This window comes from Streptomyces sp. Je 1-332, assembly GCF_040730185.1.
Taxonomy (GTDB): Bacteria; Actinomycetota; Actinomycetes; order Streptomycetales; family Streptomycetaceae; genus Streptomyces.
On the sequence record NZ_CP160402.1, the window covers coordinates 5,294,296 to 5,310,804 of the forward strand.

The 16,509-nt window shown below is 70.8% G+C and carries 11 protein-coding genes; 7 read left to right on the top strand and 4 right to left on the bottom strand.

Annotation, left to right across the window (positions count from 1 at the left end; genetic code table 11):
* Positions 1-3 precede the first annotated feature (3 nt).
* From fxsT to ABXJ52_RS24130, 3 genes are all read right to left on the bottom strand, one after another.
* Positions 4-3,906: an FxSxx-COOH system tetratricopeptide repeat protein gene (gene fxsT, locus ABXJ52_RS24120; RefSeq protein ID WP_367044763.1), complete on the bottom strand. Its 3,903-nt coding sequence runs from the start codon at positions 3,904-3,906 to the stop codon at positions 4-6.
* Positions 3,907-4,325: 419 nt separating this feature from the next.
* Positions 4,326-5,777 carry a hypothetical protein gene (locus tag ABXJ52_RS24125; RefSeq protein WP_367044764.1) on the bottom strand — a complete coding sequence of 484 codons (1,452 nt, stop codon included), beginning with the start codon at positions 5,775-5,777 and terminating at the stop codon, positions 4,326-4,328.
* A 203-nt stretch (positions 5,778-5,980) separates the two neighbouring features.
* A complete protein-coding gene (locus ABXJ52_RS24130) occupies positions 5,981-7,087 on the bottom strand; it encodes a threonine synthase (RefSeq protein WP_367044765.1) in 1,107 nt (368 codons plus the stop codon).
* A gap of 250 nt (positions 7,088-7,337) precedes the next feature.
* Here ABXJ52_RS24130 and ABXJ52_RS24135 point away from each other — a divergent pair, with 250 nt between their 5' ends.
* The 7 genes from ABXJ52_RS24135 to ABXJ52_RS24165 all read left to right on the top strand — a co-directional run bounded on the left by ABXJ52_RS24135 (position 7,338) and on the right by ABXJ52_RS24165 (position 15,649).
* The gene (locus ABXJ52_RS24135) at positions 7,338-8,912 is read left to right on the top strand and encodes a S8 family serine peptidase (RefSeq protein WP_367044766.1); all 1,575 of its coding nucleotides are present in this window, start codon (positions 7,338-7,340) and stop codon (positions 8,910-8,912) included.
* Between the two features lie 268 nt (positions 8,913-9,180).
* Complete coding sequence (locus tag ABXJ52_RS24140) at positions 9,181-10,329, top strand: alpha/beta hydrolase (RefSeq protein WP_367044767.1); 1,149 nt, start codon at positions 9,181-9,183, stop codon at positions 10,327-10,329.
* A 174-nt stretch (positions 10,330-10,503) separates the two neighbouring features.
* Positions 10,504-11,256 (top strand): GntR family transcriptional regulator, encoded by a 753-nt coding sequence (locus ABXJ52_RS24145; protein WP_367044768.1) that lies wholly within the window; start codon positions 10,504-10,506, stop codon positions 11,254-11,256.
* A 411-nt stretch (positions 11,257-11,667) separates the two neighbouring features.
* The gene (locus ABXJ52_RS24150; RefSeq protein WP_367044769.1) at positions 11,668-11,853 is read left to right on the top strand and encodes an SPOR domain-containing protein; all 186 of its coding nucleotides are present in this window, start codon (positions 11,668-11,670) and stop codon (positions 11,851-11,853) included.
* Positions 11,854-11,871: 18 nt separating this feature from the next.
* Positions 11,872-12,267 carry a (deoxy)nucleoside triphosphate pyrophosphohydrolase gene (locus tag ABXJ52_RS24155; protein ID WP_367044770.1) on the top strand — a complete coding sequence of 132 codons (396 nt, stop codon included), beginning with the start codon at positions 11,872-11,874 and terminating at the stop codon, positions 12,265-12,267.
* A 180-nt stretch (positions 12,268-12,447) separates the two neighbouring features.
* The gene (locus tag ABXJ52_RS24160) at positions 12,448-12,864 is read left to right on the top strand and encodes an ATP-binding protein (RefSeq protein ID WP_367044771.1); all 417 of its coding nucleotides are present in this window, start codon (positions 12,448-12,450) and stop codon (positions 12,862-12,864) included.
* Positions 12,865-13,030: 166 nt separating this feature from the next.
* A complete protein-coding gene (locus ABXJ52_RS24165) occupies positions 13,031-15,649 on the top strand; it encodes a SpoIIE family protein phosphatase (RefSeq protein WP_367044772.1) in 2,619 nt (872 codons plus the stop codon).
* Between the two features lie 58 nt (positions 15,650-15,707).
* Here ABXJ52_RS24165 and ABXJ52_RS24170 read toward each other — a convergent pair whose 3' ends face one another.
* On the bottom strand, positions 15,708-16,421 hold the full coding sequence (locus ABXJ52_RS24170; RefSeq protein WP_367044773.1) for a PspA/IM30 family protein: 714 nt from the start codon (positions 16,419-16,421) through the stop codon (positions 15,708-15,710).
* Positions 16,422-16,509 lie beyond the last annotated feature (88 nt).

Below are 16,509 nucleotides of genomic sequence, written 5' to 3' on the forward strand. Positions count from 1 at the left end.
GGGTTACAGCGGCACCGGGTCGATGTCGCAGTTGGCCCGCTGACCTGCCTTGGCCTGGACGGTGGCCGGGTGCGGGGCGGCGTTCTCGGAGCGGAGCCGGGGCTCGTCGAGCACGCGCTCCATCCGCGCGATCGTGTCGGCCCGCAGGGTGGCCCCGTCGGTCTCCTCGCCCACCGCGACCAGGTCCGTCGCCAGGTTCAGGGCGCAGGCCAGCGTGGTCGGGTGGTCCTCCCCGAGCGTGCCGCGGCAGCGCTCAAGGGTCTCGTCGCCGAGCGTCCGGGCCGCGGCGTGGTCGCCGAGCGCGGCCAGGTCGCTGGCCAGGTTGATGGCGCAGGCCAGGGCGATGGGGTGGGCCGCACCGAGCCGTTCCGTCAGCGAGGAAAGGGCCGTTTCGTCGAGCCGGCGCGCCTCGTCGGGCTGACCGAGCAGACGCAGCGTCACCGCGAGGTCGATGTCGGCGGACAGGACGTGCGGGTGGCTGGGGTCGAAGATCTCGCGGTACCCCTGGCAGGCCTTGACCCCTCGCTCACGTGCCGCCTGGAGGTCGCCGTTCTCGCGCAGGGCGATGGACAGGGTCAGGGCGGCGGAGAGCGACTGAGGGTGGTTGTCGCCGTACCGGCGGGTGAAGCGTGAGCTGGCGTCGAGGGCCAGTTCGAGGGACTTGGCGTGGTCGCCCTCCTTGCGGCAGGCCTCGCTGAGCTGGCGTACCGTCTCGATGGTTGCGGGGTTGCCGCTGCCGAAGACCTCGCGGTAGGCGTTCAGGACGGCTTCCTGCCGGGCGCGTGCGCTGACGTAGTCGCCGGTCTCGCGCATGTCGATGGCGACGTTGAGCTCGGAGTGCAGCGTCTGCTGATGGTCCTGGCCGAGAACCCGCAGCTTCAACGCAAGGGTCTGCTGGTCGAGTTCGTGGGCCTTGCGGTAGTCCCCCATCAGGCGCAGGCTCACCGAGAGGTTGTGGGCGGTGTTCAGCGTGGTCGGATCCTCCTCGCCGAAGGCCCGGCGCGCCCGCTCGTAGACCGTGGCGTCCAGCTGGGCGCCGAGGGCGAAGTGTCCCTCGACGCGGCGGACGGCCGCTTCGAGTTGGATGGCGTCCAAGGCGTCCTCGCGGGTGTCCTCACCGACGGCCGGGGCTGTGCGCTCGTAGATCTCCCTGATTCGGGCCACCAGCGACGCTGCCTCGCGGTGCCGGCCGACGCTCCAGTAGAGGAAGGTCAGTTTCTGCCCCACGAGGAGCGTCATCTGGTCTTCCTCGCCGAACACCTCCCGCCAGGTCTCCCAGGCCCGCTCGGAGAAGTCGATCGCCACTTCGTGGTCGCCCCAGCGGTAGAGGTACTCGGCGACGTTCAGGACGAGCTGGCGTACCCAGGGCTGGTCCGACTTGACCGCGTCGGACGCGATGACGTGGCTGTAGAGCTCCGCGTAGCGCGGCCAGTTGGCCGGGGAGACCGGGGACTTGGGGTCGGCGGCGGCCAGCAGGGTGTGGGCCCCGTGACGCATCCGGGCCTGTTCCTCGGGAGACATGCGGTTGTTCAGGACGAGCTGTACGAGGCGGTGCATCTCGATGGAGTTCGTACGGTGGTCGATGCGGGCGAGGGAGTAGCGGTTCACTTCCCTTATGGCGCGCGCGAGCCGCATCGGGTCGTTCAGCGTCGCGTCGAGCTCGGGGAAGATGCTGCTGTTGCCGAGGCCGGAGAAGATGGACCGCGAGATCGGGTCCGGGGCGAAGTACGAGCAGAGCTGCAGCAGACGCAGGGCCGATGGGCTGCGGTTCTCCAGGTGGTCGAGGGAGACGTTCCAGGCGGCCGCGACCGGCAGTTGGTAGTCCGGGGGCGGGGACGTCTCCAGAAGCTCGGTCCGCTTGTTCTCGAAGAGGCGCAGATACTCCGAAGCGGGCATGCCCGTCTCCGCACGCCACGCGGCGGCCTGCTCCAGGGCGAGCGGCAGGTCTCCCAGCGCCTCGGCGAGACGGTCCGCCTCGTCCTCCTGGAGGGGCGGCCCGGAGTGGCGCAGGAGTTCCTTGCTCTCCTCGCGGGTGAAGACGTCCACTTCGAGTGAGCCGCCGACCAGGCCCCACCGCCGGTTGCGGGAGGTGACCAGGATCGTGCCGTTGCCCCCGGTGGGGAAGTAGTGACGTACCTGCTCGGGGTTGTCGGCGTTGTCGAAGATCAGCAGCCAGCGTGAGTAGGGCCGTCCCTCGCGCAGCGCCTCACGCACCGCGGGGCCCGCGATGTTCGCCTCGGTGCTGGTCTCCAGGCCCAGGCGTCCGGCCAGCTCGACCAGCGCCTGACCGATCTGGCCCGGCCGCTCGGAGGGAATCCACCAGACGATGTCGTACTCACCCTGATGGCGATACGCGTACTCGATGGCGAGCTGGGTCTTGCCGACGCCGCCCATGCCGTGAATCGCCTCGGGCAGGACCGTGGTCGTGCCCTCCCGCAGACGCTCGCCGAGCAGTTCGAGCAGCTCCGCGCGACCGGTGAAGTTCGGGTTACGGGGCGGCAGGTTTCCCCAAACGCGCGGCTGTGATGTGCGGTCCCCCTCCACCGTTTGCTGGGACGTAGTCGACATCGCCAATACTCCTTCAGGATGGGGCCGGGAGTCGGGGGTTCGACCGCTTTTCTCCAGGCTGACTGCGTATCGACGATCGTGCCAGCCAAGTACCCCTGCCAGCAGGGCGGCGCGCTGCATGAAACGTCCGGAGAGTGCCCTCAGCGCGGCGAGTTCCACGCGGAGGAAGCCGATGTTGCGGCTGTTCACCCGGGGCATGGCCAGGGTGTCGAGCGGTTCGGCGGGGGAGGGGAGCAGCGAGGGGGCGCCGGTGCCGTCGCCCGCCAGTAACGCGCGTACGTCGTGCAGGATCCGCGCCGTGTCGCTGCGGCGGCCGAGCGCGAGCAGCTCCTCGCGGATGTCGGGAGCGAAGGAGAACGCCACGTCCGTGATGTCGTCGCCCTGCTCCCCGCTGGGCCGGACGAGGCCGCTCATCAGCAGCTCCGACACGTGCGCGGGGCCGGCCCCCGGCGTGGTCTCCAGGACCTTGCGGATCAGCGGGAGGCTCAGGGGGACGGCGGACAGGCGCGTGGCCAGGGTGAAGGCCGTGGGAGAGGCCCCGGCGCGATAGTCCGAGACGCGTTCCGCCGCGGGCACCGTGCTGCGCGGGTCGGGGACCTCGTCCGTCCAGGGCAGGGCCCGCGCGGCGTCCGGCCTGCGCTTCCACTCCCGCGCACGGACAGCGGACATCTCGAGCCACCGCGGCTCAGGTCCCATGACGAGCTGGGTCCAGGCCTCGGCCCAGCGGTTGGTCAGGGCGAGGACCGGCACGAGGACCGCGTCCCCCTCGACCTCCGGCTCTGCCGGGTCGCGCGACTCGACGGGGGCATCGCGCAGCTCCCAGTCGAGCTCGCTGTTGGCCGCCCAGGCGTGGTCGGCGCGCAGCCGCACCCGGCAGACGTCCAGGCCCGTGCGGAACCACAGCTGTTGGGGGAGCACGTGCACGACGGCGACCGGGCAGGTGCGGCTCCAGGCGCGCAGCAGGGGCATGACCGCGCCCGAGCGCCAGCCGGCCGCGAGACCGTCGGTGAGCACGAGGATCACGCGGCGCATGTCTCCCGCGCTGCCGAGCGGTTCCTCGGGGCCGATGCGGGCCGGGTCCGTCTCGTCGGTGCCGCGCAGGCTCAGGACGCGTACGCGCGCGAAGTCCCCTTCGCGGTTCAGCTCGTCGACCAGGTCGTCGACGGCGTGGTCCCAGATCCGCATGGTCAGGTGGCTGTCGAGGACGAGCACCGCCTCGGAGCGTTCCTGTCTGCCCGGGCGGCCGGTCGCCGCGCGCCCGAGTCGGCCGAGAACGGACGCGGCCTCACGACGTGCCCGCGTTGCCGGTCCCTGCCGCTGCCCTCCGTCGTCATGCATATGCGCCCTCAAGGCGTCGTGGCGGCCAGGACGATGGTGCGGAGTCCCGCAGTGCGCGGGCGTGCGTGACATCCACAAGCGCAGCGTGACAGTGCGCCCGCAGTGCAAGCAAGGGGGTACGGCGGCATGGGCCGGGGCGCACGGGCATCTTGCCGGAAGTCGCGCCCTGGGAACGGGAGTTCGTGCCTCCGGCGGTGAGTGTGATGCGCCTGGCGAGTGGCTCCGTGCGCCCGGCCGTCGAAGAGGTGCGCCCGGGTGTCGAGGAGGTGCGCCCGGCCGTCGAGGGTGTGCGCCCGTCGGGCGGAGGTGTGCGCCCGGTGGGAGACGCCCGTACGGCAGCGGAGGCGGTCTGGGTCACGGCGCGGCACCCCCTCTCGCCGGGTGCGGGAGGTTCACGGACCGGTGGCCGGCGGGGCCGGTCAACTCGTCACCGGCGTACGGTCGGGCCCCGGCGGCCCGGGTCTGCGCTCCGGGTCGTCGAGCAGGATCGCCAGATGGCGTCCCACGTGGTTGTCCCAGCCCTCGGGGCCCAGCGCCAGTGCTTCCTTGCGCCAATTTCCCGCGCGCGTCACCAGACCGGCGAGGCCCCTGTCCTGGACCATCTCGGCGACCGCCTCCTTGAAGGCGGGGTCGCCGCAGTCGCCGCGGTGCCAGATCATCGCGGGCACCCCCGCGCGCAGTCCCGCCATGAACTCCTGATGGCTGGCAGGTGAGTCGGTGCCGGGGGGCTGGCTCAGAACCAGGCAGACCGCGTGGTCGTCCTCCTTCAGCTCGCGCTCCAGATGGAAGTGCGACTGGCCTGGAGGGTTGAAGTACGAATGGCTGTCGGCGGGCTGCTCCTTGAGCTGGCGCCACTTCTTGTGCCAGGGACGGTGCCAGGCGGCCTTGCGCAGGCGCTCGAAGCTGCGGATCAGAACCGCGTAGTCCATCACCAGAGGGGTCGGGGAGGAGGACGAGGACTCCTTGTGCCACCACTCGACGGGCTCGCCGAGTAGTTCCCACGGGAGGATGAATTCGAGGACGACCGGTTGTCGCAGGTCCGCCCACCGCTCCTCGGTCTGCTCGATGAGGACCTCGACCTCGGAGGGCAGGTCGTCACGGTGCAGATGCAGGGTCTCGCCCGGCACGGGATGCCAGCCCTCGGCGTCCGACTGCCGCCAGTGGGAGAGGAAGTAGCGGTCGGGGTCCACTCCGTCCGGCTCGAACTGGATCATCAGATACGCGGGCACCATGGACGGCGGGGCCTGCCGGGCCAGGTCGCCACGCTGCCAGTCGGCGATCTGCTCCTCAAGGCCCCACGTCCTGGCCTGCTGACGGTTCCAGCGACGCAGGTCCTCCGCTGCCTCCATCTGTCCGTCCTCCACGAGCCGTTCGGCGGCCAGGGCCAGGAACGCCATGCTGACGGGGAGTTCCTTCGCGGCGGTGTTGTCGCCGGCCAGTCGTAGAAAGACTGCCCATCCCGTGTCGCACCACGCGGGCAATTCCTGGGTGCGTGAGCGGCTTGCCCGCCGGGCGAGGGTGGCGAGGCCCGCCGATGAGCGCATGTCACGGAGGATCGGCTGCAAAGGATGCAGGTCGGCGCCGTCGAAGAACTCCACGGCCTCCCACTCGTCCACAAGACGCAGCAGCGACAGGATCGCGGAGGACTGCTGCTCCAGATACTGCAGACAGCGCACCAGACTCGGCAGGCCGTCGGGGACCTGCCCGCAGTGCTCCACCAGTTGCAGCAACCAGGGCCGCAGCGCCCCGTTGCGCAGCGGCTCCACAGGGTGTTCCAGCTCTTCGCTCAGCATGCGCACCCAGAGATCGGCGCTGTTCTCCTGCCGTACCGTGCTCGAATCCTGCAGTACGTCGACGATGTCGGCGACCAATTCGTTGCGAACCCTCGCAGGGCTGCGCCCGTCCACCCCCGTGACCTCCCCGATCGCACCGTCATATCGATGGTGGCGACAAGCGTACGGCCACAGTCCAGCTCAGGGCAGGCCTCCGGCCATGTGCGGAGCCGAGCTGTGACCATCAATCCCGTGGCGCCAACTGGCCTGTACGCAAAGCGAGTTCATTCGTTCGAGCAGTTTCAGCCGTCGGCGAGCCCTGACTTCAGGCCCGCCCCGCACAGCGGAACCACGGCCGTCCGCTCGCCGAGCGCTCCGTCCCGTACGGCCGCCCAGCAGGCGACGCCGGTCGCCTCGACGTACAGGCCGCGTCCTGCCAGGTCCAGCTGGGCGGCGCGGATCTGGTCCTCCGTGACCGTCAGGAAGCCGCCGCCGAGACCGCGTACGGCCCGCAGGATCTGGCGTGCGCGGGGCGGCTGCGGGATCGCGATGCCCTCCGCGAGCGTGGGGGCCGCCGGCGTGGTGCCCAGGGGTTCGTCGGCGCCCGCGCGCCACGCCTCGGCCAGCGGGGAGACCGCGGCGGCCTGCACGGCGTACAGCGCGGGAGCCTTCGCGATCAGGCCCGCCGTGTGCAGTTCGCGCACCGCGAGGGCCGCGCCGAGCAGCAGGGTGCCGTTGCCCGCGGGCACGACGAGCGCGTCCGGCAGCCGGCCGCCCAGGTCCTCCCACAGCTCGTGGACGTAGGTCTTGGTGCCTTGCAGGAAGTAGGGGTTGTGCACGTGCGAGGCGTAGAAGGTGCCCGGTTCGTCGGCCGCCGTCCGGGCCGTCCACGCCGTCTTCTCGCGGTCGCCGGGGACGACTTCGAGCCGTGCCCCGTGCGCGCCGATCTGTTCGAGCTTCTTCGGTGACGTGCCCTCCGGGACGTACACCGTGCAGGGCAGCCCGGCCCGCGCGCAGTACGCGGCGACCGCCGTGCCCGCGTTGCCGCTGCTGTCGGCGATCACCCGGTCCGGGGCGAGGCGCAGGGCGAGGGCGGCGAGCATGACCGCGCCGCGGTCCTTGAAGGAGAGCGTCGGCATCAGGAAGTCGAGCTTGGCCGAGATCGCGCCATCCAGCGGAACGAGCGGTGTGCGGCCCTCGCCGAGCGAGAACGCGGGGGCCGGCAAGGGCAGGGACTCCGCGTACCGCCACAGTGAATTGACCCTGCCGGTCAGGGACTTCAGCGGTGCGGGATTGGGGGAGAAGTCCAGGTCGAGGGGGCCGCGGCAGACGGGGCAGCACCAGGCGAGGGTGCCCGAGGGGACACGGGTTCCGTCGGTGGGGCAGAAACAATCCGGCAATGCTGTCATGTAGTCAGGCTAGTTGGGGCAGTTGGGGCCGATGTGTCATGACGGGTGCGTGGCGGTCATGTTACGTCCGGTCCTGACCCTTGTGGGATTCCTATGGATCCGCCAATCTTTCGTCCCGACGAAGGCAAGTTTCCGTCGCGGTGAGGGCGAGAACGGGCATTTTGCTTGACATGTCCCTGTCGGTATCCCTGTCTGCGCCATCCCTCACCATCCCCCACCAGCGCACCACCTATTGAGGAGGACCCCTCAGATGGCAGTGATGCGTCATACCCGCCGAAGACTGGCCGGGATCAGCGCGACAGCGGTCGCGGCCCTCGCCCTCGGCGTCGTCTCCGCCCTCCCCGCGACCGCTCAGCCGGGTCAGGCCGAAGGCACGATCGAAAACGCCGGAGCCCCGGGTGCGATACCGGGCAGCTACATAGTCAGCCTCGACGCGGACGCCGCGAAGGCCGACTCCAGGCAGGGCAAGGCCCTGGCCGAGAAGTACGGCGCCGAGATCGACCGTACGTACAAGAAGGCGCTCAACGGCTACGCGGTCGAGCTCTCCGCGGCCGAGGCCAAGAAGTTCGCCGCGGACCCGGCGGTCACGTCCGTCGTGCAGAACCGCACGTTCACCGTCGACGCCACCCAGCCGAACCCGCCCTCCTGGGGTCTTGACCGCATCGACCAGAAGACGCTCCCGCTGAACAACTCGTACACCTATCCGGACTCCGCCGGTGAGGGTGTCACGGCGTACGTCATCGACACCGGAGTCCGCATCAGCCACAGCGACTTCGGCGGACGCGCCTCCTACGGCTATGACGCCATCGACAACGACAACACCGCCCAGGACGGCCACGGCCACGGCACGCACGTCGCGGGCACCGTCGGCGGAACCCTGCACGGCGTGGCCAAGAAGGCGAAGATCGTCGGTGTGCGCGTCCTGAACAACCAGGGCTCCGGCACCACCGCGCAGGTCGTCGCCGGCATCGACTGGGTCACCCAGAACGCGGTCAAGCCCGCCGTGGCGAACATGTCACTCGGCGGCGGCGCCGACAGCGCCCTGGACGCGGCCGTACGCAACGCCATCGCGTCCGGCATCACCTTCGCCGTCGCGGCCGGCAACGAATCCGTCAACGCCTCCACGCGCTCGCCCGCGCGCGTGACCGAGGCCATCACGGTCGGCGCCACCACGAACACCGACGCCAAGGCGAGCTACTCCAACTTCGGCAGCGTCCTCGACCTGTTCGCGCCGGGCTCGTCCATCACCTCGGCCTGGAACACCAACGACACCGCGACGAACACCATCTCCGGTACGTCGATGGCGTCCCCGCACACCGCGGGTGCCGCGGCGCTCTACCTCGCGGACAACCGTGCGGCGACCCCGGCGCAGGTCTCCGCGGCACTGGTCGGCGCGGCCTCCACCGGCGTCGTCACCAGCCCCGGATCGGGCTCGCCCAACCGCCTCCTGAACGTGGGTCCCGGCTCGACCAACCCCCCGGGCTCCAAGTTCGAGAACACGACCGACTACGCGATCAACGACAACGCCACGGCCGAATCTCCGGTCACCGTGAGCGGCGTCCCGGGTTCGGCGCCCGCCACCCTGAGCGTGCCGGTAGCCATCAAGCACACCTATGTGGGTGACCTCCGGGTGCAGCTGATAGCGCCCGACGGCAGCGCGTACACGCTGAAGGGCTATGGAACCGGCGGCAGTTCGAACGACATCAACACCACCTACACGGTGAACGCGTCGTCCGAGACGGCCAACGGCACGTGGAAGCTGCGGGTGAGCGACAACGCGGCGCAGGACGTGGGGAGGATCGACTCCTGGGCGCTGCAGTTCTAGGCCGCAGGCCGCAGGCCGTGAGCTGAGCTGCTTCCGTACGTATGCGGCCTCGTCCGCGGAGACCGGCTTCGGGGCCTCGACCCGGCCCGCTCCGCGGGTGAGGTTGCTCAGCTTAAGGGCCTTTTGTCCGCTTCTGTGATAGTTCTTCGGCGTGACGACTGTCGTGACGCCGGCCGCCGCGGGCCGCCGCACTCCGGGGCCCGCGGCGTCGATCCCTCCCCGAAGGGGTAGCCGCAACAGCGGGAACGGCCCCGGGGTTTCGCGCCTCGTGCATCTGTCCCGCTGGCTCCTCGTCGCCATCACCCTCCTGAACGCCGCCCTCGTCGTGCTCGTCGCCGCCCCGCTGCCCCGCATCTCCCTCCTGGTGCTCGTCGCGGCGGCGGTCACCTCCTGGGGGCTCGTGCTCGTGCCGCCCGCGGTCATCGGTCTGGTCGCCGGAGCGGCCGCGGGGCGGCGCCACCCCTGGTGCGCGGGGCTGGCCGTCCTGACCGCGTTCCTGGGGCTCGTGTACGCCGTCATGCCGTACGCCGCCGCGTACCGCACCGCCCAGGGCCAGGGGCAACCCCTCGTCCCCTCCGCCTACTTCGAGGGCGTCAACTACGCCAAGGCCCCCGACGGCGACCGCACCCGCCGCTACGCCCGCATCGGGACGCGGCGCGAGAAGCTGGATCTGTGGACCCTGCCGAAGCGGGACGGGGTGCGTCACCCGGCGGTGGTCTGGGTGCACGGGGGAGGGTGGAACAAGGGGCACCGGGGGCAGAGTCCGGCGTGGAACCGCTGGTTCAACGCGCGGGGCTGGTCGGTCTTCGACATCGACTACCGGCTCGCGCCCCGCGCGACCCAGCTCGACCAGATCGGCGACGTGAAGTGCGCCGTCGGCTGGGTGCGGCGGCACGCGAGCGTGTTCGGTATCGACCCCGAACGCCTTGTGCTCGCGGGCAGTTCCGCGGGCGGCAACCTCGCGCTCGCGGCGGCCTACACGGAGGGTGACGACCGCGTCCCCGCGTCCTGTGCGGTGCGTGACAGCTCGGTCGCCGGGGTGATCTCCCTCTACGGGCCGACCGACATGGCGCGCCTCATCGCGGGCACCGCGCTGCGCGCCGACCCCATGATCCCGCGGCTGATGGGCGGTTCGGCGAAGGCAGTGCCCGCCCGCTACCTGCTCGGTTCGCCCGCGAAGCTCGTACGGACCGATGTGCCGCCCACACTCCTGCTGCACGGCAGCGCGGACCGGGCGGTGCCGGTGGCGCAGGCGCGCGAGCTGGCGCGGCGACTCGACGCGGCCGGGGCGCGGTCGACCTATGTCGAACTCCCCTGGGCCGACCACTGCTTCGACGTGAACTGGGGCGGCTGGGGGAGTCAGATCGCACGCGCGGCGGTCTCCCGCTTCCTCGCCATCCGGGGCGAGAGCGCTTGATCGACGTCCCCCGGAGTGCCGTGGGAATGTGATCGCCATAGCTGTGGAAAGCCCCTGCGTAAAGCCCTGCGCACCCCAAAATCATCACTTCGGGTGATTCCTTGGCCTTGGGTTGCGGCCAACAACCCACGGTTGCCAGGCTGTTGCTGTCTGTCAAGCTGATGGGAGTGGCCAGTGACTTTCGGTGAACAGCCGGCGTATCTGCGTGTCGCGGGTGATCTCCGCAAGAAGATCGTCGACGGTTCGCTGCCGCCGCACACCCGGCTCCCCTCGCAGGCCAGGATCCGCGAGGAGTACAAAGTGTCGGACACGGTCGCCCTGGAGGCCCGCAAGGTCCTGATGGCCGAAGGCCTGGTCGAGGGGCGTTCCGGATCCGGCACCTATGTGCGCGAGCGCCCCGTGCCCCGTCGCGTGGCCCGCACCGGCTATCGCGCGTCCGGCGGTTCGACGCCGTTCCGTCAGGAGCAGGCGGAGGACGGCGCGCGCGGCACCTGGGAGTCGCGCAGCGAGCAGGTCGAGGCCGGCAGCGCGATCGCCGAGCGTCTCGGCATCCGCGCGGGCGACCGCGTCATGTGCACCAAGTACGTGTACCGCGACGCGGGCGAGGCGATGATGCTCTCCACGTCCTGGGAGCCCCTCGCCGTCACCGGACGCACTCCGGTGATGCTCCCCGAAGAAGGGCCGCTGGGGGGCTGCGGAGTGGTCGAGCGCATGGCGGCCATCGACGTGGTCGTGGACAACGTCGCGGAGGAGGTCGGCGCGCGGCCGGGGCTTGCGGAGGAGCTCATGGCGCTCGGCGGTGTCCCCGGCCATGTGGTGATCGTCGTGCAGCGGACGTACTACGCGTCGGGCAAGCCGGTCGAGACGGCCGACGTCGTGGTCCCCGCCGACCGCTACCGAATCGCATACCACCTGCCGGTGAGGTGACCGAACGCTCCGGCGCACGCCCGGAATCCGGACGGGCCCGTCCGCCCGCCGTGATCGCGGGCTGACGCTCGCCCCGTTTGCGTGACGCCGGAGCAACCACGCCCAGAACAGGGGGCGTTGGGTTCTGGCCGTTCTCGCTGCCGGTCCCGTACGCCTACGTACCCGATGTGCTCTGTGAGCCCGCGCGCCGACTGACGCGGGACCGGCAAGGGCCCGCACCGGTCGAACCGGTGCCACCAGGGGGCGCACCCGACAAGGTGCGCCCCCTTCCTATTGGCCGATTGCGTACCTCTTTGTGCAAAGTCGTATCCGCTGAGTAAAGGTCGGGCGTAGGCTCGGGCATATGCGGATTGCGGTTTCCTTACTGACCGAGGCGTGGCGCGCGCCGGGGGCGGGGAGCGGAGGGGCGCGATGAATGACGGAACGGCCGTACTTCCCTGGCTCGTCATACGTCAGGATGACAATGGCAACCGCTACAGGGTGGGCAGGTACGCGACGAAGGCCGAGGCCGAGAGGATCGCGGAAAGCCTCGACGACCACGGCCGCCAGCGCCTGTACAGCGTGGAGAGGCTGAGCCAGAACAGCAGCGCGCGCTGACCGCTTAGGCTCCGCCGTATGACGGAACGCATCGTGGTGGGCGCCGCCCTGTACGACGACGGGCGCCTGCTGGCCGCGCGGCGCAGTGCGCCCCCTGAGCTCGCGGGCCGCTGGGAACTGCCCGGCGGGAAGGTCGAGCCGGGCGAGCGGCCCGAGGAAGCCCTGGTGCGGGAGCTGCGCGAAGAGCTGGGCGTGGACGCCGAGCCGGTCGCGAGAGTGCCGGGGCGGTGGCCGCTCAAGCCGGGGTACGTCCTGTGGGTCTGGACGGCGAAGCTCCTGTCCGGAGTCCCCGAACCCCTGGAGGACCACGACGAGCTGCGCTGGCTCTCGCCGGACGAGGTCTGGTCGGTGGACTGGCTGGACGTGGACGTCCCGGCGGTCGCGGCGGTCGCGGCGGCGATGGAGTGCCGCTAGCAGGGGGGTGGGAGCGCCGTCGGCCGGGGAGCGTGCGAGGTCTGTCTCTCCGCACTTGAGCCCCACCTACGCCGTTCGTGCCACAGTGCGCCAAGGTAAGCGGTAATTCCGGCGGGATATCGGGTATGTGCCCATTAACCCCATGAAACCGGACAAGGGTCCGCTGTTGCTGGTCTGGAAGTGATCGGCGTGATCGACACCGAAGGCGACTGCGCCGAGTGGGATTTTCCCGCGGACGCGGGCGCCGTGCGCATGGCCCGTGCCGTCGTCCGCAAGCAGCTCGGAGCCTGGGGCCTCGCCGCGGTCGGCGACATCACCGTGCTCCTCGTGAGCGAACTGGTGACCAACTCCCTGCGGCACGCGTCGGGCCCCATCGGAGTACGGCTCGTACGTCCGGCCGGGCCCTCGGGCACCCTCCTCGTCGAGGTGTCCGATCCGCTTCCCGACCCGCCCCAGGAACGCGACACCTCCCCTGATGACGAGGGGGGCAGGGGGATCCAGTTGGTGGCCCGCGCGTCCCGGCGCTGGGGGACGCGGCAGGGCAGGACGGGGAAGACGGGCAAGACGGTGTGGTTCGAGCTGGTGCTGCCGGGTTAGAAGACTGGCAGCGTGAGACGGACACAAGACGGTCACGGGCCAAAAAGAGTTGAGTCCGTGCTGTGATCGTGAACGCCGTGTGGCGTGGTTCCGTAGTGCTGGATACTGCGGGCAGCCGCATCCGGTGACCGGTGCCGGACGTGGTGAGCTGGAGGGGACGGTTCGCGTGAGCGAGATACCAGCGAAGGCGACGGAGCAGGACGGGCCGTCGGGCGACGCCAGGGGCGAAGCTGCGGATGACGTGATGTGGCAGAGCAGTCCACCCGGTTCGATCTACGACTACATCAAGGTGGCGTCGTTCTCGATAGGCCCCGACGGTCTCATCGACCAGTGGAGCCTGCGTGCCGAGCGGCTGTTCGGTGTGGCCGCCGAGGACGCCGTGGGCAGGGACCCGATCGAGGCCTTCGTCCCGTCCGAGCTGCGCAGCGGCGGGCACCGCAAGATGGCGGAGATCCTGGACGGCAGGGAGTGGACCGGGTCCGTTCCCTTCCGGGCGCCCGCGCGGTCCGACGGGTCCGGCGCGGAGACGTACAAGGGCTCCGAGGGCATCGCCGAGGTCTACGTGATGCCGACCGGGACCGAGGAGGGCGAGCGGGCCGCCGTCTGCATCGTCGTCGACGTACGGGCGCTCCGGCAGATCGAGACGGACCTCGCCGCCTCGCAGGCCATTTTCGGCCAATCTCCCTTCGGTTTCCTGCTGTTCGGCACGGACCTGAGGGTGCAGCGGGCCAACCGCCGTTTCGCCGCGGTCTTCGGAGGCGGCGTCGAGGAGCACCGCGGGCGCACCGTCCACGACTACCTGCCGCGGCACGAGGCCGACCGTATGGCCGCCGCCCTCAAGCGGGTCCTGGAGACCGGCGACTCCGTCACGGACATGCAGATAGTCGGCCCCGCCCCCGGCAGCAACGACCGCCGCCACTGGTCCATCAACCTCTACCGCGTGCACAGCGGTTCCGGCCGCCCCATAGGCGTCGCGGGCCTCGGCACCGACGTCACCCGGCGGCACGCCGCCGCCCGCGAAGCCGCCCACGCCCGACGTAACCTCGCCCTCCTGAACGAGGCGGGCGCACGCATAGGCAACTCCCTCGACCTGGAGACGACCGCGCGCGAGCTGCTCGACGTCACCGTCCCCGGCTTCTGCGACCTCGCGTCCGTGGACCTCTACCAAGGCCTGCTCGACGGCGACGAGACACCCCCGGGCCTCGCCGACGGAAGCGCCGAACTGCGCCGCGTCGCCTTCGCCAGTGCCGTAGCCGACGCGCCCTTCCCGGAAGGCGGCCACCCCGTCGACGTGGGCGCTGTGCACCGCTTCGCCTTCACGTCGCCCTGCGCCGACGCCCTGCGCGCGGCGCGTCCGCGGCTCGTCTCCGCGGCCGACGACGGCTCCGCGAGCAGGCTCACCGGCGGGCTCATCCAGTCGACGCTCGCCGTGCCGATGGTCGCCCACGACACCGTCGTCGGCCTCGCCCAGTTCTCCCGTACGAAGGGGAGCGAGCCCTTCGGGGAGCGCGACCGCGCCCTCGCCGTCGAGCTCGCCGCGCGCGCCGCCGTCTGTATCGACAACGCCCGCCTCTACCGCCGCGAGCACGAACGCGCGCTGATACTGCAGCGTTCCTTGCTCCCGCCCGACGACCCCGAGGCGTCAGGCCTTGACATCGCCTGCCGCTATCTGCCGGGCAACGCGGCGACCGAGGTCGGCGGCGACTGGTTCGACGTCATCGAACTGCCGGGCCACCGCACCGCCCTGGTCGTCGGCGACGTCATGGGCCGCGGTCTGCGGGCCGCCGTCGCCATGGGTGAACTGCGCACCGCCGTACGCACCCTGGCGCTCCTGGACCTGGAGCCCGCGGAGGTGCTCTCCGCGCTCGACGAGATCGCCCGCGGCCTCGGCGACCCCTCGGGCACCCAGCAGGCCACCAGATCGGCCCGGCAGACGCGTGCCGCGAGTGAGACGGACCTCTCCGAGGTCTACCTGGCCACGTGCGTCTACGCGGTCTACGACTCCGTCACGCGCCGCTGCACCTTCGCCAACGCCGGCCACCTGCCGCCCGTACTCGTCGAGCCCGGCGAGACTCCGCTCATGCTCGACGTGCCGCCCGGCATGCCGCTGGGAGTCGGCGGTGAGCCCTTCGAGGAGGTCGAGGTCGAGCTGCCCGAGGGCGGCCTGCTCGCGCTGTACACGGACGGGCTCGTCGAGTCGCGCCACCACCCCCTCGACGAGGGCCTGAACGCCTTCGTACGCGCGCTCGACGACCCCGCGCCCGCTCTCGAGGACGTCTGCGACCACGTCCTGAACACCCTCGACACCCACCACGGGGAGGACGACATCGCGCTGCTCATGGCGCGCATCCAGGGCCTGCCCGCCGAGGCGGTCGGGGACTGGACGCTGGAGCGCGACCCGAAGTCGGTGGGCCGGGCCCGCGAACTGGCCTGCCAGCAGCTGCGCACCTGGGACCTCGACCCCCTCTGCGACACGGCCGAACTGCTGGTCAGCGAGCTGGTCACCAACGCGCTGCGGTACGGCGAGGGTGACATCCGGGTGCGGCTCCTGCTCGACCGCACCCTGGTGTGCGAGGTGTGGGACGCGGGCCTCGTCCAGCCGCGCCGCCGCCGGGCGCGCGACACGGACGAGGGCGGGCGCGGGCTGCAACTGGTCGGCCTGCTGAGCGCCGCGTGGGGCTCGCGCAGGACGCCGCGCGGCAAGACGGTGTGGTTCGAGATGCCGTTGCCGGAGAGCGGGGTGGAGCCGATGGACGCGGCGGAGGCGCTGCTCAGCCTGTTCTGAGGGCCGCTACGTGGCCCTGTGGTCGCGTACGTGGTCGTGTGGTCGGTCGCGTACGTGGTCAGGTGGTCGCTTTGAGCGCGGCGAGGCGGGCTTCGACCTCCGCCGTGTCGCCCAGGCTGTCCAGCTGCTCGAACTGGGCGTCCAAGGAGGAAGCGGCGAGCTCCTGCTTGCCCAGCGCCTTCGCCTCCTCGCGGCGCACCTTGTCCTCGAAGCGGTGCAACTCGCTGGCCGGGTCGAGGACATCGATGTTCTGGGCGGCGTCCATCATCTGGTTCTGGGCCTGCGCGGTCTTGGCGCGGGCGACCAACTGGTCGCGCTTCGACTGCAGTTCGGTCAGCTTGATCTTCATCTGGTCGAGGCCCGACTTCAGCTTGTCGACCACCTCCGTCTGCGAGGCGATCGTCGGCTCGGCGTCCTTGGCCTCCCGCTCGGACTGCAGCTGCCGCTGCAGCGCGACCTTGGCCAGGCCGTCGAACCTGTCGGCCTCCACGGCACTGCCGCCGGACCGCAGCTCGTCGGCCTTCTTGCTGGCCGCGACCGCCTTGGTGCCCCATTCCGCGGCGGCTTCCTGGTCCTCCTTGCGGTCCAGTTCCAGCATCCGCAGATTGCCGATGGTGGTCGCGACCGCCTCCTCCGCCTCCCTGATGTTGTTCGTGTAGTCGCGGATGAGCTGGTCGAGCATCTTCTGCGGGTCCTCGGCCTGGTCGAGGGCGGCGTTGATGTTGGCCTTGGCGAGCTGGGCCACGCGGCCGAGGATCGTCTGCTTGGTCATGACGGGCTCCTTTGTGTGAGGGGTGGTGGCAGCGGGACGGGCGGGCAGCGGGGTGGACCGGGGGGGCAGGCGGCCGGAGCGGCGGGGC